The organism is Armatimonadota bacterium (genome assembly GCA_023511795.1).
In the GTDB taxonomy this organism is placed as follows: Bacteria; Armatimonadota; UBA5829; order DTJY01; family DTJY01; genus JAIMAU01.
In genome coordinates this window covers 106,820-127,877 of the sequence record JAIMAU010000003.1, presented here as the reverse complement: position 1 = coordinate 127,877, position 21,058 = coordinate 106,820, and the positions used below count along the sequence as shown (strand labels likewise).

Sequence of the window (21,058 nt, the reverse complement as noted above, 5' to 3'; positions counted from 1 at the left end):
TATGTTAGATGTCGAGGATATCCGTTCAATACTCCCGCATCGCTACCCATTTCTGCTTGTAGACAAAATACTTGAACTAGAACCTGGGAAGCGCGCAGTTGGCCTAAAGAATGTAACTATCAATGAAGGGTTCTTCGAAGGACACTTCCCCGGTCATGCAGTTATGCCTGGAGTATTAGTATTGGAAGCAATGGCTCAGGTTGGTGGCGTGCTACTCCTAAGCATGACCGGAAACGAAGGCAAGCTTGCCTATTTCGGTGGAATGGACAAAGTGCGCTTTAGAAAGACCGTTCGACCAGGCGATGCTCTAATTACCGAGGTGGAGCTAATTAAAAATCGCGGAGGAGTAGGCAAAGTTAAAGTGGTTGGTCGTGTAAATCGAGATGTCGTTGCCGAGGGTGAATTCACCTTTGCACTAGTCAACCGTGATTTGAAAACTGGGGAGGAAAAAGATGAAGCCCTGGCAGAGGAGCCCGACCGGACTCTCGTTGCCAAATGAGAGCAAGGCCTTGGAAACAGCAATTCATGAAACTGCTATTGTTCACCCCGATGCCGAACTCGGTGTAGGCGTACAGGTTGGCCCATATTGCGTTATTGGTCCTAACACAGTCATCGGCGACGGCACAATAATCGAATCGCATGTGGTTATAGAACCTTGGACCACCATCGGAGCCAATTGTCGCATATGCACTGGTGTTGTCCTTGGAGGAGAGCCCCAAGACCACAAATTTAAAGGCGAACGAAGCTTTCTAAAGATAGGTGACCGGAACATCATACGTGAGTACGTGACGATTCATCGAGCGACTGGCGAAGACAACGCTACCGTGGTTGGCAACGACAACATGTTAATGGCTTACTGCCATATTGGGCATAATTGCAATATTGGCAGCGGCATCATGATGGCAAACACTGTTGGCATTAGTGGCCACGTCGTCATCGAGGACAAAGCAGTTTTTGGCGGAATGGCGGGTGTGCATCAATATGTTCGGATAGGCAAGCTAGCGATGATTGGTGGACACTCAAAGATAGTACAAGATGTTCCGCCGTTTATGATGGCAGATGGTCGCCCGGCGCGTGTATGCGAGCTCAACGTAATTGGCTTAAGGCGAAGTGGCGTGCCACCCAAGGTGCGCGCAGAGCTTAGACAAGCCTATAAACTGCTCTACCGCTCGAACCTTAATTTATCACAAGCAATTGAGACGATAGTTGCAGATATCGAGCCAAGCCCGGAGCGAGATTACCTCCTTGATTTCGTTCGGAACATCAAGTTTGGCTTTGCAGGCAGGCAACTAGAGCATCGGCATTAGATGAGCAGCGCCGCCCCATCTATAGTCTTGATTGCCGGAGAAGCATCGGGCGACCTCAATGGTGCACACTTGGCTGTCGAGATCAAAAGGAGGCTGCCAGCTGCCAGGATCTGGGGCGTTGGGGGCCGGAGAATGGCTGAGGCAGGCGTCGAGTTGCTTTATGACAGCTCGACCTGGAGCGCCATTGGCATAGCAGAAGGAATCAAAGTAGGTCCTCGCCTTTTGCGCACTTTCTATGAGCTAAAAATACGCCTTAGGAACGACACCCCGAACGTATTGATACTTATAGATTTCGGTTTTTTTAATGTCAGGCTGGCTAAAAGCTTGCGGTTGGAGCGCACAAAAGTACTTTACTATTTTCCACCAGGTTCGTGGCGTCGAAATGCCAGTTATCAAAAGCTCAAGGGCGTTGCTGACGTAATTGTTACGCCGTTCTCATGGTCAGCAGAGGTGCTTCAAGAGCAAGGCTTTTGCGCCAAATTCTTTGGCCACCCACTTCTTGATATCGTTCGGCCAAGGCTGACAAGAAAAGAGTTTTGCGAGTACTTGGGTTTGGATTCAGAAAGCGAGATAGTCGGGCTTCTGCCCGGTAGCAGAGCGCACGAGGTAAGATATAATCTTCCGGCATTATTAGGTGCCGCGGAAAAAATAAGTAAGAAGTTTTCGAAGGTGCAATTTGTTATCCCGTTAGCACAGTCGATAAATCCAGAGGAAATTAATGAGAAATTGTCTCGATATAAGGGAACAAAGTTCTTTATGGCAACGGATATTACATATGAAACATTGGTGTATTCCCGAGCGGCGGTGATTGCATCAGGAACAGCAACAATCGAGGCAGCGATACTTGGGTGCCCTATGGTGATAATTTACAAAGGCTCGAAACTTCTTGCGCTCGAATACAAAATGCGCAGGAGGGCTATAAAGTTCATCGGAATGCCTAATATCATCTTAGATCGCTTAGCATGTCCCGAACTTATTCAAGAAGAGGCATCACCAGAAAGAATTTCAGAATTAATGGCTAAGCTCATTTCCCAGACACCCGAGCGTGAAAAGATGATAGGTGATCTTGCGGAGGTCAAGGCACTTTTGGGAAGCCCTGGGGCAGTTGAGAAGACTGCTGATTTGGTAATTGAGTTGCTAAATAACAAGGAACATGAAAAAACTAGATAAAATCAAAGAGGATAAATTCGAGGAACAGAAGAATATAGGCGAGCTTTCTCCCGAAAAGCGCCTGTTAAGGTACTATACGGCACATTGGCATCTATTCGGGTTGGGGTTGGTATGTACTGCCGCAATTGCTGGCATCCAATATTGGTTTATTGAATTGATAACCGATGTAGTTAATGCTGCCGCCCTGCGAAATTCGCGGCTCGTTGCACTTGCTTCGCTACAAATAGTTGGAATCCACATATTGAAATGGTTCCTGACGTATGGCCAAGTTTTCTTAATCTCGTCGGCTACTACCAAGATTGCAGTACGTTTGAGGAATGATCTTTTTTCACATCTCCAGAACCTTTCATTGGGCTTTTTCGAGCGGACAAAAACTGGACACTTGCTTTCGCGAATGACGAATGACATAAGCCTTGTGCAGAACTCCTCGCATAGCATTATACAAGTTGTCTCTGCTCCACTTACCATCTTGGTTCTTACAGGCAAGGTTTTCATGATGAACTGGAAACTAGCATTAATCTCGCTTATCCTTCTGCCGCTTATGTACTATGTGGTCATCAAAATCAGCAGAGGCATGAGAAGTCTCACCGAGGTTTTGCAAGTAAAGCTTGCCGACATAGCGGCAATTGTCCAAGAGACGTTGTCTGCAATAGCAATTGTGAAGTCATTCAGCATGGAGGACTACGAAAAGTCAAGATTCAAGGATGAAAACCGGCGGACCTATGGGGCTGCGATGTTGGCCGTAAGGCGAAGTGCGGCGATGGCGCCGACTCTTGAGCTCATAGGAGTATCTGGCATAGCATTTGTCTTGTGGTATGGTGGTAGCATGGTAGGCAGCCCGGAGTTCCCACAATTTACAGTTGGTGCGCTGTTTGGCTTCCTAGTTGCCTTGGAGCGAATCAGCGTGGCGGCAAAGGATGTTGGCAGGATAAGCGTCACATATCACCAAACCATGGCTGGAGCGCAAAGGATTTTTGACATACTAGATGAAATTCCAGAAGTTCAAGACAAGCCCGATGCAATTGACATGCCACCAATCAAGGGATTGGTTGAATTTAAAGATGTTTGCTTTTCTTACCAAACTGGAGAGACTGTTCTTAAAAACATATCGTTCACCATCGAGCCCGGCCAGCACGTTGCGCTCGTAGGCCCAAGCGGCGCAGGAAAATCAACGGTTGCTAGTCTCATCCTCCGATTCTACGACGTCACGAGCGGCGCTGTGCTCATAGATGGTATTGATGTGCGTGATGTGAAAGCAAGCTCCCTTAGAAAACAGATAGGCATTGTCCCGCAGGATACTGTTCTTTTCAGCTCCAGTGTGAAAGAAAACATAGCGTACGGACGAATAGGAGCGACAGATTCGGAGATCATCGAAGCTGCAAAGGCGGCGAATGCTCACGATTTCATCGAGCGTTTGCCGCAAGGTTACAATACTCTTGTTGGCGAGCGCGGTGTAAAACTTTCAGGTGGCGAGAGACAGCGCTTGGCAATCGCACGGGCACTTCTGAAGAATCCAAAACTTCTAATTCTTGATGAGGCCACATCATCGCTTGATGTTGCTTCTGAGGCAATTGTGCAAGAAGCGCTCGACCGCTTAATGAGCAATCGGACTACCCTTATTATCGCCCATCGTTTGTCTACAATTGTCAATGCCGACAAAATTATCGTAATGGACAAAGGTCAAATCGTTGAGATGGGCACACACAATGAACTAATCAAACAAAACGGCCTCTATGCCAAGCTCTACTCTGTCCAAAGCCGAAACAACGCCCAAGTCAACACGGCTGCCAAGGGGAGATAGCTTGTGCGTCTGCTAGGAGAGGACACAAAGTGCCGGTTAATATCTTTCCTTGCCTGGCTATTTGTTAGCATCATCGGGCTGACTACTCGCAAAAAAGTTGTTGGCTTTGAGCATGTGCAGAAGCTTATTGAGTCAGGGCAAGGGTTCATTATGGCTGTGTGGCATGGACGAACGCTTCTGCCCATATACCACTGCCGCGGAATGGGCATATGGGCGATAACCTCGCTTTCACGGGATGGCGAAATACAAACAGGAGTAGTTAGCAGATTTGGATACAAAACAATTCGAGGTTCCTCAGGTCGCGGCGCAGTCAAGGCCGCCCTCGCTGCTTGCAAGAAATTGGAGGATGGTGAGATACTCGCAATAACTCCAGACGGACCAAAGGGTCCACGTAGGCAAGTCCAAGAAGGTATTATATTTATGGCTCAGCGTTCTGGCTGTCCTATAATTCCAATCGGCGCTGCTGCCCGAAGACAGAAGCTGCTACCAACATGGGATAAGTATGCAATACCTTTGCCTTTCTCAAAGTGCGCAATCGTCTACAGCGAACCTATCACTTTAGGCAAGGGTGCGACTTTGGAAGCAGTTGAGAAGCCAGAGCTAATGCTAAAGAGAATCTTGGACGATGTTCAACGTCAAGCTGAGGAAATGGTAGGAGAGGAGAAAAGCGATTGACGGCGCTTGTTTATAACCTGCTACTTTTCCTTTGCTTGCCTGGGATCTTTATTTATTATCTATGGCGCATTTTTGTTAGCCGTAAATCTAATAAATCCTGGCGTGAAAACCTTGGGGGACTTCCCAAGTTAGCAATGCGCCAGCAAGGGCGTAAAGCAATATGGGTTCATGCAGCTTCTGTGGGCGAGATAATTGCGTCTGTTCCTCTTTTAAACGCATTGCGCTTGCTTAGACCGGATGACCTAATACTTGTAACTACAATTACTCAGACAGGCAATGAGGTTGCTCAAAAATCTGCAAAAGCTGCCGACAAGGTCTCGTATTTCCCGCTTGACTACCCATTTATTGTGGCTCGTGCGCTGAATAGAGTGCATCCTGATGTATTTGTAATGGTAGAAACAGAGATATGGCCAAATTTCCTTGCTGCTGCAAAGCGAAGAGGGGTGCCAACAGTTCTTGTAAATGGAAGGATATCCGACCGAAGCTTTAAGCGCGGAATGAGATGGCGTTGGCTCCTGTCGTGGGCAATTAAGAATGTTGACTATTGCTGCATGCAGTCTGATATGGACGCTGAGAGAATACTTGCGCTTGGTGCCCGGCCTGAATCTGTTCAGGTAGTCGGAAATTTGAAGTTTGACCAGGATGGGGCCGAGATGCATGAAAGTGAGGTCAGCAAGCTCCGTGCTGACCTAGGAATCGCGGAAGGTATTCCAGTCTTGGTTGCCGGTAGCACGAATCCGGGGGAGGAAAAAATTGTTCTTGATGCGTATGGTTCATTAAAACAAGACTTACCTAATCTTAAGTTGGTAATTGCACCGCGGCAAATAGAACGTGCGGATGAGATAGTGTCTTTCGTGACAAGCAAAGGTTTTTCTTGTACAAGGCGTACGGTTGGAAGGACTGAGGGGTTTGACGTGCTAGTTCTAGATACTTTTGGTGAGCTAGCGTCTGTATATTCTGTTGCAAACGTTACCTTTGTTGGTGGTAGTTTGGTTCCAAAGGGTGGGCATAGCATTTTTCAGCCAATCCTCCAGGGGAAGCCGGTGATTTTTGGGCCATATATGCAGAATTTCCGTGATATAAGCCAACTAGCAATTTCTGCTGGTGTCGGCTTTGAGGTTAGAAATGCCGGAGAGCTTGCTGAGCGTGCGAGGCTACTCCTAACCAATCCAGAAAACTTGGCAAACATAACAGCGGTCTGCCGAAAGCTGGTTGCAGACAATAGAGGTGCTTCGGAGCGGTGTGCCGAGTTGATTGCACACCTCATAGGGGGACAACGTGGAGGTTAGCCGCAGCACAGAAGATTTTCTCCTCGACGTGGTTTACGGAGGTCGCAAGGATTTGCTTGCACGCCTCATAAGGCTTGGCTTGCTAGGGCTTTCATGGATTTATCGGCTTGCAATTTGGCTTTACCTCCTACCATTTCACCTTCGCATAAGGCGAAAAAGGCGGCTTTGCTGCCCCGTAATAAGCATTGGAAATCTGACCGTCGGTGGAACCGGGAAGACGCCTGCCGTTAGATATGTTTGCGACGGATTGATAGGCAGGGGATGGAATCCTGCTGTATTAAGTTACGGATACGGCGGAATTCTCCACGGCCGCTTTGCACTGGTTTCCGATGGCAAAAACACGCTTATGTCTGCTGTTGATGTGGGCGATGAACCTGTCATGCTTGCGCGGCAGCTTAAAGGTGTGCCCATTCTAACGGGAAAGGATAGGGAGCATACAGGCAGGATGGCTACACAAGACTTTGGTGCAAATGTGTGCGTGCTGGATGATGGCCTCCAAGTCTGGAAGCTCCACCGAGACCTTGATGTCGTATTGGTTGATGGAAACAATCCCTTTGACAATGGCAGATTGATTCCAGCAGGTCGCCTTCGAGAGCCTCCGAACGCTCTTAAAAAGGCAGGGATTATCCTTATTACTGGCAAGCTCTATACGCGTTCGGAAAAGGATATAGCTGAGGCTGTATCTAAAATTAAAAAAGTAGCCCCGAACGCCAAGATCTTTATAACAGGCTATCGAGTCACACATCTAACATGTTTGCAGGATGGTGGTCATCTGCATCAGAAAGAAATAAAAGGTAGGAAGGTCTTTGTTCTTTCATCTATCGCACGCCCCGAGGCTTTCGAGCAAACGGTTGAGCGGATTGGAGCAATAATTGCGGGCCGTGCACACTTTCGCGACCATCATCTCTATTCAAAAGAAGACTTGACAAGGGTATGCGCATTAGCAAAAAAGAGCGGTGCTGAGTTTATCATTACTACTGAAAAAGACTCTGTAAAGCTGAGCTCCGAAATGGAGTTTCCTGTTGTAGTTGTGGGGATAACAATGTATCTTGACGATGAGGAAGGTTTTTGGAATATTGTTGCCAATTGTGTCGAGAATTTTGATGGACCAAAATGACAAGAAGATTATCACTGACAGGCTCCGAGCGGATATTAATAATAAAGCTGAGTTCAATAGGCGATGTTGTGATGGCAACGCCAGTTGTAAAAGCATTGAGGCAAGCTTTTCCGAAAGCATATATTGCTTGGATAGTAGAAGAGAAATCAAAGGATATCTTAATTGGTAATCCATATCTCGATGAGGTAATAGTTTGGACCCGCAATTTGACTAAGGGTGGGGTACTCACCCGCTTGAGGTATTTCTTGTCAGGCTTAACCGAAATAAACGCTATTTTGAGGAGCAAGCGTTTTGACTTAGTGATTGACTTGCAAGGGCTTCTTCGTAGTGCAATTATAGGGTTGCTAACCGGAGCACGTTATCGTCTGGGTTTCGATTGCGTTCGAGAAGGAGCATCGCTTTTCTATAACATTCGTTATCCAAGCAACGAAACCAGAATACGCAACTCACAGGCTTACTTGGATATATTGCGTCCTCTAGGAATCGAGTCTGAGGACATTCACATGCACGTTCCTATCAACGAAGACGACCGTGCTTGTGCTTGCAGCCTTATCGGAAAGTATCTTTCGGGAGAACAGCGACCAATAGTTGCGCTTTGCCCGGCGACCACTTGGCCAAACAAGCATTGGACGGAAGAGGGGTGGGCCATACTGGCGGATAGACTTGTCTCTTGCTTTAACGCGCTTCCCGTTTTTCTGGGTTCATCGGTAGATATACCTCTGATTGAAAGAATAAAAATTCAAATGAGGCATGAGGCAGTTAGCCTTGCGGGACGAACCACATTGAGGCAAGCAGCGGCGGTAATTGAACAGTGTAATCTTATCATAGCAGTTGATACAGGCCTTCTTCATGTAGCAGTAGCCCTAGACCGGCCGGTCGTCGGGGTTTTTGGACCAAGTGGATGGCAGTACTTTGTGAAGAAGCACAACTTTATCCCCGTTGCTAAGAATCTTCCTTGCATACCTTGTTTCCGACACCCGACATGTAAAGATTTTGATTGCATGAAAGCTATTTCGCCTGAGGATATATTAGCTGCTGTTGAGAGACTATTGACTCTAGAAACAAATGTCCAATCTGCATGCAGGAGAAATCCTTGAAAAAGAAACTTTGCACGGTACATATTGAGACGGGGATGAATTCCCTTGGCGGGCCCACGCAAGTCGTCTATCTTGTTGATGGTCTTATACGTCGTGGGCATGAGGCAAACCTGATATGTCCTGCCGGCAGTGGTATCCACCAAGAAATGCTTGCGGCGGGGCTACCTGTTGTGCCGATACGATTCAGAAATGAGCTTGACATAACTTTGTTTTTTAAGATATTAAGCTTTCTGCGAAAATCCCAGCCTGATATTGTCCACCTCCATAGCCGCCGAGGTGCCGATTTTTGGGGTGGCATTGCAGCACGTATTTGCAAGACAAGTGCAGTAATTCTCTCAAGACGGGTAGATTATCCGATTAATAACCGCTTCATCTCCCAGCTAAAATACGGTTGCCTCTGCGATAAGATCATAACTGTTTCGAATGCCATTAGAGATATACTTATCGCTGGTGGTGTTGAACCTTCAAAAATAGTCTGCGTTCACAGTACTATTGATGCTAGTGTTTATGGAAATGGCGGCGATGGTCTACTGAGAAAGGAATTAGGAATACCCGAAGATGCATTGCTTATCGGAATTATTGCTCAGCTTATCGAGCGCAAAGGGCATAAATACCTTTTTGAAGCTTTCCCCGCTGTGCTCAAAAAGTGCCCAAATGCTAGGTTGCTTGTATTAGGCAAAGGTGTCTTGCTGCCGAAACTTAAACAGCATGCTGAGCATCTCGGAATCGCCGATAAGGTTATATTCGCGGGGTTCAGAAGGGATATTCCGCGCATTTTGTCGGAACTTGATTTGCTCGTGCATCCGGCAATTATGGAAGGGCTTGGGGTCGCCATACTTCAAGCAATGGCTGCTGGTCTTCCCGTTATCGCCACACCGGTTGGGGGCATTCCTGAAGTCGTCCAGGATGGCGTAAGTGGTCTATTAATACCCCCCAAAGATCCAGATGCGCTTGGTCAGGCGATTTTGTCGATTTTGCCCTACCCGGATGTGCGGCGGCATATGGGAGAAGAAGGTAGGCGCATAGTCCGAGAACAATTTAGTGTAGATAGAATGGTTGATAGAACGCTTAGGGTGTATGAAGAGGTTCTTGCGTCAAAGGGAATTCCAGTTCAATTATCCAATGAGCTTACAGCCCCACATCGTTAGCTTTCTAGTTTTACCGCATGAGGATGACCCAATTGAACAATCCTGAAAAAATAGTGTGTTTTCACCTTAACCAACTTGGTGATCTAATGTTTACACTCCCTGCACTTTATAATCTTCGGCATCATTTTCAAAAGGCACGCATAGTAAGCGTGGCGCGTTCAGCCCATCGGGAGTTGTTAATGCTCACGGGCCTAGTTGATAGTGTTTTGGAGCGTCCTTATGGTCCCTTGTCGGCAAAAATTAGGCTGGCGCTAAAACTACGCAGGGAGCGAGTTGATCTAGCCATGCTCTTTTCAATGTCAACTGAGAGTGCGATTCTTGCGGCGATTGCCGGACCTAAAGCTAAAGTTGGATTTAGAGGCCCTGGTTTGACTTACCGGGTCAAAAAGTTTGGTCCTCCATCTATATCTAATAGTCTGCGACTGGTAGAAGCAATTGGATGCCCTATTGAGAAAAATGATTACGTAGGCTTAATAAAACTCACGAAGGCAGAGCGGCAACGGGCAAGCGATTTGCTTAGTTCAGCTGGGCTCCCTAAGTCTGCAAATTATGCAGTTCTTGCTCCAGGTTCAACCCGTGAAATAAAACAATGGACACATGAAGGCTTTGTTTCTCTTGCTAGTCTTCTCCATAGCGAGTTCGGCTTTGCATCAGTAATAGTGGGTGCTGAACGCGATAGAATCATTGAACAATCAGACGGTGCCATTGTGGACTTGTTAGGAAAAACATCAGTGGCAGATCTTGCGGCTGTACTGGAAATGGCTAAGGTTTTTGTTGGAGTGGACTCGGGAGTAATGCATCTTGCCGCTACCATGGGTGTGCCTGTTGTTGCACTGTTTGGGCCCACTAGGCATGATTTGACCGGACCTTTGGGCAATAGAAACCGCATTGTTACTGCTGGGGTGCCGTGTGCACCGTGCATGAAGACAAGTTGCAGTGATCGCATATGCATGAGAAATATCACGGTTGAGAAAGTTGTGGAGGCGGTAGGCGAATGTCTAAAGTAAATATAGTAGAGCCATCCGTCGCAGCAATAGTTCTGAATTGGCGAACACCTGAGTTGACTTCACAGTGTGTTGAGTCTCTACTAACCTCTGATTTCGACGGAGTGCTTTCAATCATTGTGGTGGATAACAATTCTAGGGACGGTTCGGTTGATTTATTGAAGGAACGCTTTGGTAATCGAATAGAGGTAATTGAAAACAAAGAAAACCTAGGATACGCGGGTGGCATGAATGTCGGCATCAGTAGGGCAATGGAGATTGGGGCGAAGTATGCTTTCCTTTTGAACTCAGATATCAAGCTGGATTCCTCTGCCTTGGCAGAACTTTTTAGGGCGGCAGAGGAACATCCAGATGGGGTGTTCTTCGGTCCTAGAATTTTTGATATTGGCAAACCTGATGACCAATGGTTCATAGGTGGCCGATGGGATTGGTTGCAGGGAACAATCCGCATAGTGCGAGGGTATGCTAACAAGAAGCTACCGCTTGACCCATGGAAAATTGAGTTTGTGAATGGCGCGGCAATGTTTGCGCGGGTGTCTTGCATCCGAAATATAGGCATGTTTGATGAACGGTTTGGCTTATATTTCGAAGAAAGCGATCTTTGCTCAAGAGCGGCTAAAGCAGGATATACACTTTGGCACGTTCCTAGCGCATCTGTTTACCATCAATGTGGCGCAAGCATGTCTAAGGCTATTGATAAAACTAGCCGTGATATAGGACAATATTATCGCACAAGAAACCGCCTGTTGTGGGGCAAGAAGAACCTTTTAGGTCTGCGTTCAGTTGTGTTTTGGGCGAATGTTATCGTTCGATTTCCACTCAAGTACCTGTTGCTTTTAATTTCCGGTCAGACATCTAAAAGGCGGGGGTTCGAGGGGGGCGTTAGAGATTTTGTGATGGGCAGGTTTGGCATGCGTTATTTTTTGGAGGAATAAGTGACTAGGACATCTGTGGTAATCATTACGAAGAATGAAGAGGCAAATATTCGCCGTTGTTTAGAGAGTGTGAAGTGGGCGGATGAGATAATTGTTGTTGACTCGGGAAGCACAGATACTACCCTAGATATATGCAAAGAATATGAATGTAGAGTTTTCCATCGCGAATGGGACGGCTATGCAAATCAAAAGAACTATGCACTAGACCAAGCCAACGGTGATTGGATATTAAGCCTCGATGCAGACGAAGAGGTCACTTCCGAGTTGGCTAAAGAACTTTGGTGGGCTGTCAACTCCGACAGCGCCGATGCTTATTCAATTCCCCGTTTAAACAATTTCCTCGGCCGTTGGATGCGCCATGGTGGATGGTATCCCGACCGCCAGCTGCGGTTCTTCAAGCGAAATGTGGGGAGGTTCAAGGTCATACCGCTACATGAGTGTGTAGAGATTAAGGACCCAAGTGTTCGGATAGGGAAACTCTCTGCGCCATTAAGACACTATACTTACCAGACAGTGGCCGATTTTGTTAGGAAAGCTGACAGATATACATCAATCGAGGCTGATGCTATGATAAAGGAGGGGCGACTGCCCAAATCAATAACACTTTCATTGATAATGGCGATGCCTAGCAAGTTTGTGGAGGTTTACTTTTACAAGGGAGGCTGGCGCGACGGTTTGCATGGGTTTATTGCAGCGGTTCTTATGTCTGCCCGCGTGTTTTTGAGATATGTCAAGCTCTGGGAGGCACTAGGGATAAAAAATGGGGTCAAAATACGATGAAATAGACTTATCGGGGCTTAAAAAGCTGAGCATCAAAGACAGGACAAGCATGGTCAATGCAGAGCAGTTTGGCAAGGCACCGGCTGCGGGCAGAAGTTTCGCCGAATTTCTAAACTCCATTCCAAATATACTTGCTGGGAGTTCGTTACGTGAGCTTGTGTTCGCTATTGCTTGCGCTCGAAGGGCTGGGAAACCGGTGATTGCTTGCATGGGCGCACATGTAATAAAATGCGGCCTCAGCCCAGTAATTATAGAACTTATGTCTAACAAAATTCTTACAACGGTGGCAATGAACGGTGCTGGAGCAATTCACGACGCGGAAGTTGCACTCTTTGGTAGTACATCTGAAAATGTGGCGTCTGGATTAAAGGATGGGACTTTCGGCATGGCATGTGAGACTGCAGAGTTTCTAAATCAAGCGGCTGTGGTTGCACACCAGCAAGGGCTTGGTTTGGGCGAATCTATTGGCAAAGCTCTGCTTGAGGCGAAGGCTCCCAACGCTAAACTAAGCATACAAGCGTCAGGATATTCGCTAGGCATTCCGGTCACCATTCATGTTGCGCTAGGAACGGATATCACGCATATGCACCCGTCCGCTGATGGTGCGGCTTATGGGGATGCTACAATGCGAGACTTCAGAATACTCACATGCGTTATGAAAAACCTTGGGCAGGGCGGCGTCTTGCTTAATTTTGGCTCAGCTGTTGTACTCCCAGAGGTAGTGTTGAAAGCCTTCGCGATTTTGCGGAATTTGGGATTTGATTTTTCAGGAGCTGTTGGCGCAAATTTTGATTTCATCCAGCAATATAGACCAACCCAACAGGTTGTTAAACGCATAGAGTACTTGGGGGGCAAAGGATATGCTCTTACTGGACACCATGAAATAATGATTCCCCTTTTAGCACATGCTGTTATGGAAGAGTTAGGAAAAGGAGAACGACCTTGACGAAGTCCAGGTTTGAGGAAATACTCGACGGAATGGTTGGCAAACATGTGCTTGTTATAGGCGATGTGATGCTTGATGAGTATGTGTGGGGTGATGTAAAGCGCATATCGCCTGAGGCGCCAGTCATGGTGGTTGAGGTGCGCGAGGAAAGTTCAACTCCAGGAGGGGCAACTAACGTAGTAAACAACATCCAAGCGCTGGATGGAGTGTCGTCCGTTATTGGTGTTATTGGTGAGGATGCAGCTGGGCAGAAGCTTGCCGAGCACTTGGAAAAGGCGGGCGTCTTCATAGGTGGCTTGGTTACCGATTTTAATAGGCCAACTACGAGGAAAACCAGGATAATTGCACACAACCAGCAGATTGTCCGCGTTGACCGAGAAAGCAGGAAGAAAATCGGGAGGTCAGTGCTTAAGAAAGTCATGTCCTTAATAGAGGAGCTCCTGCCGGCCGCAGATATTATCGTATTTTCTGATTACGACAAGGGTATGGCGACAAGTGAGATTGTCCGGTCTATTATCGAATCAGCTAGAAAATACAAAAAAGTTGTTGTTGTCAATCCAAAGCCGCGAAATGCAAAACACTTCAAGTTTGCAAATATTATCACAATGAATCAGTCTGAGGCGGAAGCAGCCACAGGGATTTACATCACTTCTGAACGTCAACTTTTGCGCGCAGCGAAGCGGCTCTTCTCAATGCTTCAGCCCCAGAACCTACTGATTACTCGTGGTCCACAGGGCATGGCTTTGTTTGGCCTGAATGGTGAAATGGAAGCGATACCTGCGCACTTGGTTGAGGTCTACGATGTTGCAGGCGCTGGAGATACTGTTGTGAGTGTTCTTGCGCTTGCACTCGCAGCAGGTGCCACCGTTCTTGAAGCTAGTGTGCTTGCAAATTGCGCAGGCGGCGCGGTTGTTAGGAAGGTAGGCGTGGCTACTGTATCAAGAGAGGAAATCCGTTCTATGCTCGATTGCGAACGGAGGCCAATGGAGTGAAGACAAAAATAGTCCGCCGTTCAGTGCTCAAAGGTATTATAGATAACCTTCGGCAAGCAGGTAAAACAATTGTGTTCACCAATGGCTGTTTCGATATACTCCATATTGGCCACGTTCGCTACCTTGAAATGGCAAAAGCTTTGGGGGATTGCCTAATCGTCGGCCTTAATACTGACGAATCAGTTCGACGAATCAAAGGACCTGAAAGGCCGTTAGTGCCGGAATTTGAACGCGCCGAAATATTGGCCGCACTTGAATCTGTGGATTACGTCTCGCTGTTTTCAGAGCTTACTCCCACCAATCTAATACTTGAATTGAAGCCGGATATCCACGTCAAAGGAGGGGATTATACCCCCGACCAGCTTCCCGAGGCTGAGGCAGTGCGTTCTTATGGCGGGCGCATCGCGATTCTCCCTCTGGTAGAAGGAAAGTCTACCTCACGACTTATTGCAGAAGTTCGGGCTAGAAAACCAATAGAACCAGCTTTTGATAAGTGTGGTTCGCAAACCGCGGTTGGTATAATTCCGGCTCGCCTTGCCGCAACTCGCCTTCCAAATAAGCCACTTCTAGATATAGGCGGCAAGCCCATGATCAGGTGGGTTTACGAAAGAGCCTCCTCTGCTCATCTCCTTAACGATGTTATTGTAGCAACACCCGATGTCGAGATAAAACAATGCGTAGAATCGTTTGGCGGCAAGATAATCATGACTTCTGAGGCACACCGTTCGGGTACAGATAGAATCGCTGAGGCAGCTAAAGATATAGTTGCTGACATAATAGTTAATATTCAGAGCGATGAGCCGCTTCTCGACCCAAGTGCTGTTGATGCACTTGTTTGCACGATGGTCGATGACCCAACAATGCCAATGGCAAGCCTAATGTGTGGATTAGCTGTTCCCGAAGAGGCAGAAAATCCTGCGGTAGTTAAAGTTGTTACAGACCAGCAAGGTTTTGCGCTCTACTTCTCGCGGTCATGGATACCTTATCCTAGACATCCTGAGCACTCGATGGTTCGCAAGCACATCGGCATTTATGCATATCGGCGCGACTTCCTTTTTACTTTTGCCAGCCTGACCCCCACGTCGCTCGAGAAGACTGAATCGCTTGAGCAGCTTCGAGCGCTTGAACATGGATATAAGATAAAGATGGTTGAAGCCGCCTTTTCCCCGACTAGCGTTGATACCCACGAAGACCTTGAAAAAGTGAGGCGGTTGCTTGGAGGAGAAAAATGACGAAAGAGATTAATGTTGGAGACGTAACAATCGGCGGTAGCAAGCCCATTGCTCTAATTGCCGGACCTTGTGTGATTGAGAGTGAAGATCTTTGCCGCGAGATAGCAAGTCAGGTGAAGGACATCTGCCAGGTCTTGAGTATGGGATATATATTCAAAGCCTCTTTTGACAAGGCGAATCGTCTTTCAATATCTTCGTTTCGAGGGCCTGGGCTTGAGAAAGGCCTTGAGATACTTTCAAGAATCAAATCAGAGTTTGGAATCCCTGTTCTAACTGATATTCACGAAGCTTGGCAGGCGGCACCTGTGTCTGAAGTAGTGGACGTCATTCAAATACCTGCATTCCTTTGCCGCCAAACAGACTTGCTTGTAGCTGCTGCGAAGACTGGAAAACCGCTGAATATCAAGAAAGCACAGTTTCTTGCTCCATCCGACGTTGGAAACCTTGTAGAAAAAGCGAAATCGGCGGGAAACGAGAACATCTTGCTTACCGAGCGCGGGACAACTTTTGGATATGGCAATCTAGTTGTAGACATGAGAAGTTTAGTCATCATGAGAGAAACCGGTTGCCCGGTAGTCTTCGACGCAACGCATAGCGTTCAGCGGCCAGGAGGCCTTGGGATGGCATCGGGTGGAGACCCACAGTTCGTACCGCATCTCGTTCGGGCTGCGTGCGCAGTAGGCATTGATGCCCTTTTCTTGGAGGTGCATCCCAACCCCAGTAAAGCGCTTTCTGATGCCGCAACCATGCTACAGTTGGACTCGCTGAAGGTGATTTTGGAGCAGGCGAAAGCAATCGATAAGCTTGTAAAGACGGCGTGTTAAAATCTTGTTTGTTGGAAAATGTTAGGCAAAATTTAAAAAGATATATAGCATCTGAGTACATGGTTTTCATTCTAAAAGCTTCGAATTAGAGAGGAGTTAAAAATCAATGGCGGAAAAAGTTAGAGTAGGTATGATTGGCTGTGGCGGAATAGCACGAGGCCATGCAGCCCGGCTAATCAAAAATCCGGATGCAGAAATTGTTGCCCTTGCAGATCCAAGTGAGGAAAGCATTGCTCGCCTAAAGGAATTTATTCAAGCTGGGCACGGCGGTCTCGACGAACAGCAAAAGAAGGCACTCGATAATGTTCCTGTGTTTAAAGACTACCGTGAAATGCTTGACAAAGTTGAAATGGATGCGGTGGAGATTGCAACTCCGCATACCCTTCACTTTGAACAAGCAATGGAATCTATCAACCGTGGCCTTCATGTGTGCTTGGAAAAACCAATGGTTTGCTGTGTTGAGCATGCAAACAAGCTAATTGCCAATGCCGAAGAAAAGAAACGCATAATTGTTGTTTCATACCAGCGTCATTATCAACCTCAATATCGCTATATTAAGAAGGTGGTCGACGAAGGCGGAATTGGGAAGGTTGCCTTTGTTTCAGCTCTGCAGTGCCAGAACTGGAAAAAAGGCACAGCAGGCAAGTGGAGGCAGGTCCCAGAGCTTAGCGGCGGTGGTCAGCTGAACGATTCCGGCAGCCATCTTATTGACATTATTCTTTGGACGACTGGCTTAGCGGTTGAAGAGGTTTTTGCCTATATTGACAACTGCGGCACACCAGTGGACATAAACTCCGCCCTTGCTCTCAAGTTTAAAGAAAGTGCCCAAGGAACCGTCAGCATCGTTGGCGATGCACCTGCATTTTACGAAGACTTCACAATTTGGGGCGAGGAAGGAATACTCTTCTACCGCAACGGCCAGCTAAGTCAATGCGGCATTGATGGTAAAATCTTCCAACCTGAGGATCTTCCACCCGCTTCGGACCCGGATACAAACTTCATTGATGCAATTTTGGGCAGGGATGAGGTCTGGGCACCCCCGATTTGTGGATTGCGGGTAATCGAGCTCACCGAGGCTGCTTGGAAGTCAGCCGAAAAAGGTTGTGCTGTACCCGTGGGGAGTTTGGGTTGATTGGTGATGATTTTAGGGCCGGTGGGTGCTGATTTTCCGCCGGCCCTTTTGATTCTGGCGTAATGCTTTTTTACTCTGGCAATTCACAGCCTTTGGTCTCTGGGACGAGCCAAATGAGTATAAGGCCCAGAGCGAATACAAAAGACATCCAGAACCCTTGTTGGGCATAACCACCAAGTGCCTTCACTATATATCCCGTGTTAAACACAGCCACCGCCGCGAGGATTCGTCCAAAGTTGAAAGTAAGCCCTTCTCCGGTAGCGCGAATGCGGGTCGGATAGATTTCAGGCAAATAGAGGGGGAACCACCCGAAAAAGGTAGTTGTGAAGATGCCCATTACAACAGCCATTCCAAGAAGGAATGGTCCGTATTCATGTACCATGCTGTACATTATTAAACCAGATACCAGGCTTCCAATGCAGTATAAACTGAACGATATCCTCCGTCCAAACCATTCTGCCATAGGGCCGCCGATGAATGAGCCAAATATTTGCCCAAAGGCCATATACATTGCCGACCGAGCGCGCTCGTCAGGTGCTAGTCCGCCAACCATTGCGTTTACCCAAGTAGGTATGAGCTGGAAAATGCCCCAAGTTCCTACAATGCTTATCGAGGATAAAATGAGGCAGACAACAGTCTTGCGGAAATACGGACCTTCGAATATTTGGAGGACATCTTGACGTTCTTTGCGCTCGCGCACGCGCATCCATCGCTCAGGCTCTTTTACGCCAATTCGAATAACTAGGGTAAGCAAGGCAGGCACGAGTCCAATTGCAAATATATGACGCCAGCTTACCACGTCGCCAATTGCTAAATTAATAAGCGAGCTAACTAAAAATCCGACATTAGCAGCACTCCCAAGAAGCCCAGCTAGAACAGGACGCCGAGCATTTGGCCAGGTCTCCATCACGAGTGCTATGCCGAGTCCCCACTCACCACCAAGGCCCATTGCGCCGATGAATCGGCACAAACCGAATTGCCAAACGTTCTGCGTAAGCGCAGTCAATCCTGTACAGAGTGAATATAAGCCTATGGTAAGGATCATCGTCTTGGTGCGGCCAATCTTGTCACCAAGTCGTCCAAAGATAAAGCCACCAATCGCTGCTCCTAGGAGGAAAAGCGCGAACATATGGGTGACTGTGGGAGCAATTGCGGTTGCATCTTCAATTTTTAGGAGCTCCTTCAGTGCTGGAGCAGCCAGCACTGAATAGAATCCCATCTCCATTCCATCAAACATCCAACCGAGCCATGCAACCAGTAGAATCAGCCACAGATTGCCTTCACTAGCTGGTTTATTCTTAGATATACTTGATTCGGTAATTGTAGTTTCGCCCATTATTCCTCCACCAATTATGCTCTTCTATGTAGATCGTTTATCTGCTCCTTTGGGCAAGTCTACCCTGCTATACTGTATTCTGTCAAGTGCTTTTTAGCAGAAGTGAATCACTGGATAAAAAGAGGTTTAGGTGTTATAATCTTTAGAAAAAATGGGGGTTAGATGCAATGTCACGAATTTTTGCGGCTCTAGTTTTCTGTGTGGTGCTTTTGGCGGTCGCAACGCAAGCATTGGGGCAGGGAGTTGTCCAATCACCAGAGCCTAATGCCTCGGGGATTCTTTTTGAGTACAAGTTCAAAGAAAAAGAGCTTCTAAGATATAATTTGGAATTGACTTTCGACGTGGTCATGCAAGCCGACATCCCGGAAGCGTCTGCCATTCCGCCCATGTATGGGCGAATGACAGGAATAGTCAGCCAACAGACAAAGCGTATCTTAGAAAACGGTGACGCTGAGATTGTAGCGGCAATTGAATCTATGAAAATAGATATGATGGGCCAATCTACTGACCTCCCTGCTGATAAAATGCCCCCATTTACATATGTAATGTCAAAGTTAGGAATGATCAAGTCAATTGATGTGCAGAACCTAAAATCCCTTTTTAACGAAATTCCGTTTGGTGATTTGGCTAATTTCTCACAGCATACTTTCTTCCCTGCAAAGCCAGTAAAAATTGGTGAAACTTGGAGGCAAGACATACCCTCTCCATTTCCAGGCGCGGGGACTTTTCACGCTGAGATGAAACTACTGCGTTTGGATGCCGAGATTGGAAAGGAGCGTGCGGCGGTAATCCAGCAGAACAGCACTGGAGAAATGGATATAGCGCAGGCTATGGCAGCCCTCCAAAAATCTAATGGCGAAGTTAGTGGCAAAGCAGACATTGCAACTAACTTCTTAATGTATTTCTCACCCGACCAGGGGCGTTTGATTAAGGCAGAGGGAAATGGGACTATGCAAATGAATATGTCCTTCAAAGGACAGAATGGTGGCCCAAACCAAATGAAGATGAATGTGCAGATGAAATGCAATTTAAACCTGCTACCAGAGAGGGCAAAGTAGAACTAGAAAAAATATCTGCAAAATTACTTTAAATTGCTTGACAGACTAGCAAAGGTTTGTTATGATTACGGCTGACAACTGAATATGCTTGCGAGCAGGTTGTGCCTTGTCTGTTACAAACAGAAGGGCACCTAAGAGGGAAGACGGTGAAAGTCCGTCACGGGCCCGCCGCTGTAATCGGGGACGAGGCCGGCGCAAACCACTGTTCCGAAGGAATCGGGATGGGAAGGAGCCGGCACTCGGTTGATCCGTAAGTCAGAAGACCTGCCTGTTTCGCAGCTTTCGACCGTCTTCGGAGGCAAAGATGGCAGAGCGTTTGTTCGGCGCAACTTGCCGGGCTCTCGTTGAAAAAGGCATCTGGGCGAAGACGAGAGCCCGTTTTGTTTATAAGAAGCTTTCATCTTCTCTGCAATTAAGAGAGGATGGTTTTTCGCTAATCGAGCTTCTCGTTGTCATTGTAATAATTGCATTGCTAGCCGCAATCTTGTTCCCCGTTTTTATATCCGCACGACAGGCAGCAGCCAAGGCGAAGTGTGCGGCGAACCTTAAGCAACTTGTTCTAGCCAACCGACTTTATGCACAAGACTATGACGGTAGGTTCGTTCCTGCGGCTGTGGACATTTTCGATGGTTCAGGAGGACATTGGCGTTGGCATGGATGGCGAGAAACATCGGATGGCAGGACAAAATTCCAGCCTGAGAAAGGCCCGCTGTTTCCATACTTAGGCAAAAGCGCAGAAGTTAAAGAATGTCCCTTGGTAGGCTTGCTTGATAGGAGCGGAAATGCTTTTGAGTCAGGTGGTGGCGGCTACGGGTACAACGCTATGTACATTGGGGGAAGTTATTGGCTTTACGGCATGACCCCCCAGGCTGCTCAGACGACTGCGGCAATACATATGGTCAAGCATCCAGAACGCACTGTTATGTTCACAGACACTGCGATGCCCCAGGGCTATCCAAGTCAACATCTCATTGAGTATTCCTTCTGCGAACCTCCTTATTTTGTTGATGCGAGAGGCGTATCCAAAACCCACACCATGCCGTCTATCCATTTTAGACATAACGGGCGGGCGAATGTAGCCTGGTGTGATGGGCATGTGTCGTCTGAGGCGATGACATTTACTATTCCAAAAAACAACTATCGGGGGGACAATAGGAGATTCAAGGTTGGCTGGTTCGGTCCTGATAGCAACGAGCTATTTGATCTTGAATGAGA

General features: G+C 47.4%; 20 protein-coding genes and 1 riboswitch. Of the genes, 19 read left to right on the top strand and 1 reads right to left on the bottom strand.

Features of this window, described 5'->3' with window-relative positions; genetic code table 11:
* Position 1: 1 nt before the first annotated feature.
* From fabZ to K6T99_04775, 17 genes are all read left to right on the top strand, one after another.
* A complete protein-coding gene (gene fabZ, locus K6T99_04855) occupies positions 2–499 on the top strand; it encodes a 3-hydroxyacyl-ACP dehydratase FabZ (protein ID MCL6519138.1) in 498 nt (165 codons plus the stop codon).
* On the top strand, positions 453–1,307 hold the full coding sequence (gene lpxA, locus K6T99_04850) for an acyl-ACP--UDP-N-acetylglucosamine O-acyltransferase (protein ID MCL6519137.1): 855 nt from the start codon (positions 453–455) through the stop codon (positions 1,305–1,307). The genes fabZ and lpxA overlap by 47 nt, the downstream gene beginning before the upstream one ends.
* Positions 1,308–2,477, top strand: a complete 1,170-nt coding sequence (gene lpxB / locus K6T99_04845; protein ID MCL6519136.1) for a lipid-A-disaccharide synthase — start codon at positions 1,308–1,310, stop codon at positions 2,475–2,477.
* Complete coding sequence (locus K6T99_04840; protein ID MCL6519135.1) at positions 2,461–4,278, top strand: ABC transporter ATP-binding protein/permease; 1,818 nt, start codon at positions 2,461–2,463, stop codon at positions 4,276–4,278. Before lpxB ends, K6T99_04840 begins: the two co-directional genes overlap by 17 nt.
* Positions 4,279–4,281: 3 nt before the next feature.
* Entirely contained in the window at positions 4,282–4,953 is a 672-nt protein-coding gene (locus K6T99_04835) for a lysophospholipid acyltransferase family protein (GenBank protein ID MCL6519134.1), read from the top strand.
* On the top strand, positions 4,950–6,242 hold the full coding sequence (locus K6T99_04830) for a 3-deoxy-D-manno-octulosonic acid transferase (protein MCL6519133.1): 1,293 nt from the start codon (positions 4,950–4,952) through the stop codon (positions 6,240–6,242). Before K6T99_04835 ends, K6T99_04830 begins: the two co-directional genes overlap by 4 nt.
* Positions 6,232–7,359, top strand: coding sequence for a tetraacyldisaccharide 4'-kinase (lpxK, locus tag K6T99_04825; protein MCL6519132.1), 1,128 nt, complete (start codon positions 6,232–6,234; stop codon positions 7,357–7,359). Before K6T99_04830 ends, lpxK begins: the two co-directional genes overlap by 11 nt.
* Positions 7,356–8,456 (top strand): lipopolysaccharide heptosyltransferase II, encoded by a 1,101-nt coding sequence (gene waaF / locus K6T99_04820; GenBank protein ID MCL6519131.1) that lies wholly within the window; start codon positions 7,356–7,358, stop codon positions 8,454–8,456. The genes lpxK and waaF overlap by 4 nt, the downstream gene beginning before the upstream one ends.
* Entirely contained in the window at positions 8,453–9,604 is a 1,152-nt protein-coding gene (locus K6T99_04815) for a glycosyltransferase family 4 protein (protein ID MCL6519130.1), read from the top strand. The genes waaF and K6T99_04815 overlap by 4 nt, the downstream gene beginning before the upstream one ends.
* A 32-nt stretch (positions 9,605–9,636) precedes the next feature.
* Positions 9,637–10,611, top strand: coding sequence for a glycosyltransferase family 9 protein (locus tag K6T99_04810; protein ID MCL6519129.1), 975 nt, complete (start codon positions 9,637–9,639; stop codon positions 10,609–10,611).
* Positions 10,599–11,543: a glycosyltransferase family 2 protein gene (locus K6T99_04805; GenBank protein ID MCL6519128.1), complete on the top strand. Its 945-nt coding sequence runs from the start codon at positions 10,599–10,601 to the stop codon at positions 11,541–11,543. The genes K6T99_04810 and K6T99_04805 overlap by 13 nt, the downstream gene beginning before the upstream one ends.
* Complete coding sequence (locus K6T99_04800) at positions 11,544–12,323, top strand: glycosyltransferase family 2 protein (GenBank protein ID MCL6519127.1); 780 nt, start codon at positions 11,544–11,546, stop codon at positions 12,321–12,323.
* Positions 12,304–13,269 (top strand): hypothetical protein, encoded by a 966-nt coding sequence (locus tag K6T99_04795; protein ID MCL6519126.1) that lies wholly within the window; start codon positions 12,304–12,306, stop codon positions 13,267–13,269. Before K6T99_04800 ends, K6T99_04795 begins: the two co-directional genes overlap by 20 nt.
* Positions 13,266–14,261 carry a D-glycero-beta-D-manno-heptose-7-phosphate kinase gene (gene rfaE1, locus K6T99_04790; protein MCL6519125.1) on the top strand — a complete coding sequence of 332 codons (996 nt, stop codon included), beginning with the start codon at positions 13,266–13,268 and terminating at the stop codon, positions 14,259–14,261. The genes K6T99_04795 and rfaE1 overlap by 4 nt, the downstream gene beginning before the upstream one ends.
* The gene (gene kdsB, locus K6T99_04785) at positions 14,258–15,493 is read left to right on the top strand and encodes a 3-deoxy-manno-octulosonate cytidylyltransferase (GenBank protein MCL6519124.1); all 1,236 of its coding nucleotides are present in this window, start codon (positions 14,258–14,260) and stop codon (positions 15,491–15,493) included. Before rfaE1 ends, kdsB begins: the two co-directional genes overlap by 4 nt.
* Complete coding sequence (gene kdsA / locus K6T99_04780) at positions 15,490–16,317, top strand: 3-deoxy-8-phosphooctulonate synthase (protein MCL6519123.1); 828 nt, start codon at positions 15,490–15,492, stop codon at positions 16,315–16,317. Before kdsB ends, kdsA begins: the two co-directional genes overlap by 4 nt.
* Positions 16,318–16,423: 106 nt before the next feature.
* Positions 16,424–17,449: a Gfo/Idh/MocA family oxidoreductase gene (locus tag K6T99_04775; protein MCL6519122.1), complete on the top strand. Its 1,026-nt coding sequence runs from the start codon at positions 16,424–16,426 to the stop codon at positions 17,447–17,449.
* Between the two features lie 70 nt (positions 17,450–17,519).
* Here the strand turns inward: K6T99_04775 and K6T99_04770 are convergent, their stop codons facing one another.
* The gene (locus tag K6T99_04770; protein ID MCL6519121.1) at positions 17,520–18,785 is read right to left on the bottom strand and encodes an MFS transporter; all 1,266 of its coding nucleotides are present in this window, start codon (positions 18,783–18,785) and stop codon (positions 17,520–17,522) included.
* Positions 18,786–18,952: 167 nt separating this feature from the next.
* Between K6T99_04770 and K6T99_04765 the strand changes: the two genes are divergently transcribed.
* Together K6T99_04765 and K6T99_04760 are read left to right on the top strand one after the other, a co-directional pair.
* Positions 18,953–19,843: a hypothetical protein gene (locus tag K6T99_04765; GenBank protein MCL6519120.1), complete on the top strand. Its 891-nt coding sequence runs from the start codon at positions 18,953–18,955 to the stop codon at positions 19,841–19,843.
* 79 nt (positions 19,844–19,922) lie between these two features.
* Positions 19,923–20,130, top strand: a riboswitch (cobalamin riboswitch).
* 17 nt (positions 20,131–20,147) lie between these two features.
* Positions 20,148–21,056 carry a prepilin-type N-terminal cleavage/methylation domain-containing protein gene (locus tag K6T99_04760; GenBank protein MCL6519119.1) on the top strand — a complete coding sequence of 303 codons (909 nt, stop codon included), beginning with the start codon at positions 20,148–20,150 and terminating at the stop codon, positions 21,054–21,056.
* Positions 21,057–21,058: the final 2 nt, after the last annotated feature.

Coding starts and splice junctions, on each gene's coding strand:
- fabZ (MCL6519138.1), top strand. CDS start 2: ATGTTAGATGTCGAGGATATCCGTTCAATACTCCCGCATCGCTACCCA.
- K6T99_04795 (MCL6519126.1), top strand. CDS start 12,304: ATGGGGTCAAAATACGATGAAATAGACTTATCGGGGCTTAAAAAGCTG.
- K6T99_04765 (MCL6519120.1), top strand. CDS start 18,953: ATGTCACGAATTTTTGCGGCTCTAGTTTTCTGTGTGGTGCTTTTGGCG.
- K6T99_04805 (MCL6519128.1), top strand. CDS start 10,599: ATGTCTAAAGTAAATATAGTAGAGCCATCCGTCGCAGCAATAGTTCTG.
- waaF (MCL6519131.1), top strand. CDS start 7,356: ATGACAAGAAGATTATCACTGACAGGCTCCGAGCGGATATTAATAATA.
- lpxA (MCL6519137.1), top strand. CDS start 453: ATGAAGCCCTGGCAGAGGAGCCCGACCGGACTCTCGTTGCCAAATGAG.
- K6T99_04760 (MCL6519119.1), top strand. CDS start 20,148: ATGGCAGAGCGTTTGTTCGGCGCAACTTGCCGGGCTCTCGTTGAAAAA.
- K6T99_04840 (MCL6519135.1), top strand. CDS start 2,461: ATGAAAAAACTAGATAAAATCAAAGAGGATAAATTCGAGGAACAGAAG.
- lpxB (MCL6519136.1), top strand. CDS start 1,308: ATGAGCAGCGCCGCCCCATCTATAGTCTTGATTGCCGGAGAAGCATCG.
- K6T99_04770 (MCL6519121.1), bottom strand. CDS start 18,785: ATGGGCGAAACTACAATTACCGAATCAAGTATATCTAAGAATAAACCA.
- kdsA (MCL6519123.1), top strand. CDS start 15,490: ATGACGAAAGAGATTAATGTTGGAGACGTAACAATCGGCGGTAGCAAG.
- K6T99_04775 (MCL6519122.1), top strand. CDS start 16,424: ATGGCGGAAAAAGTTAGAGTAGGTATGATTGGCTGTGGCGGAATAGCA.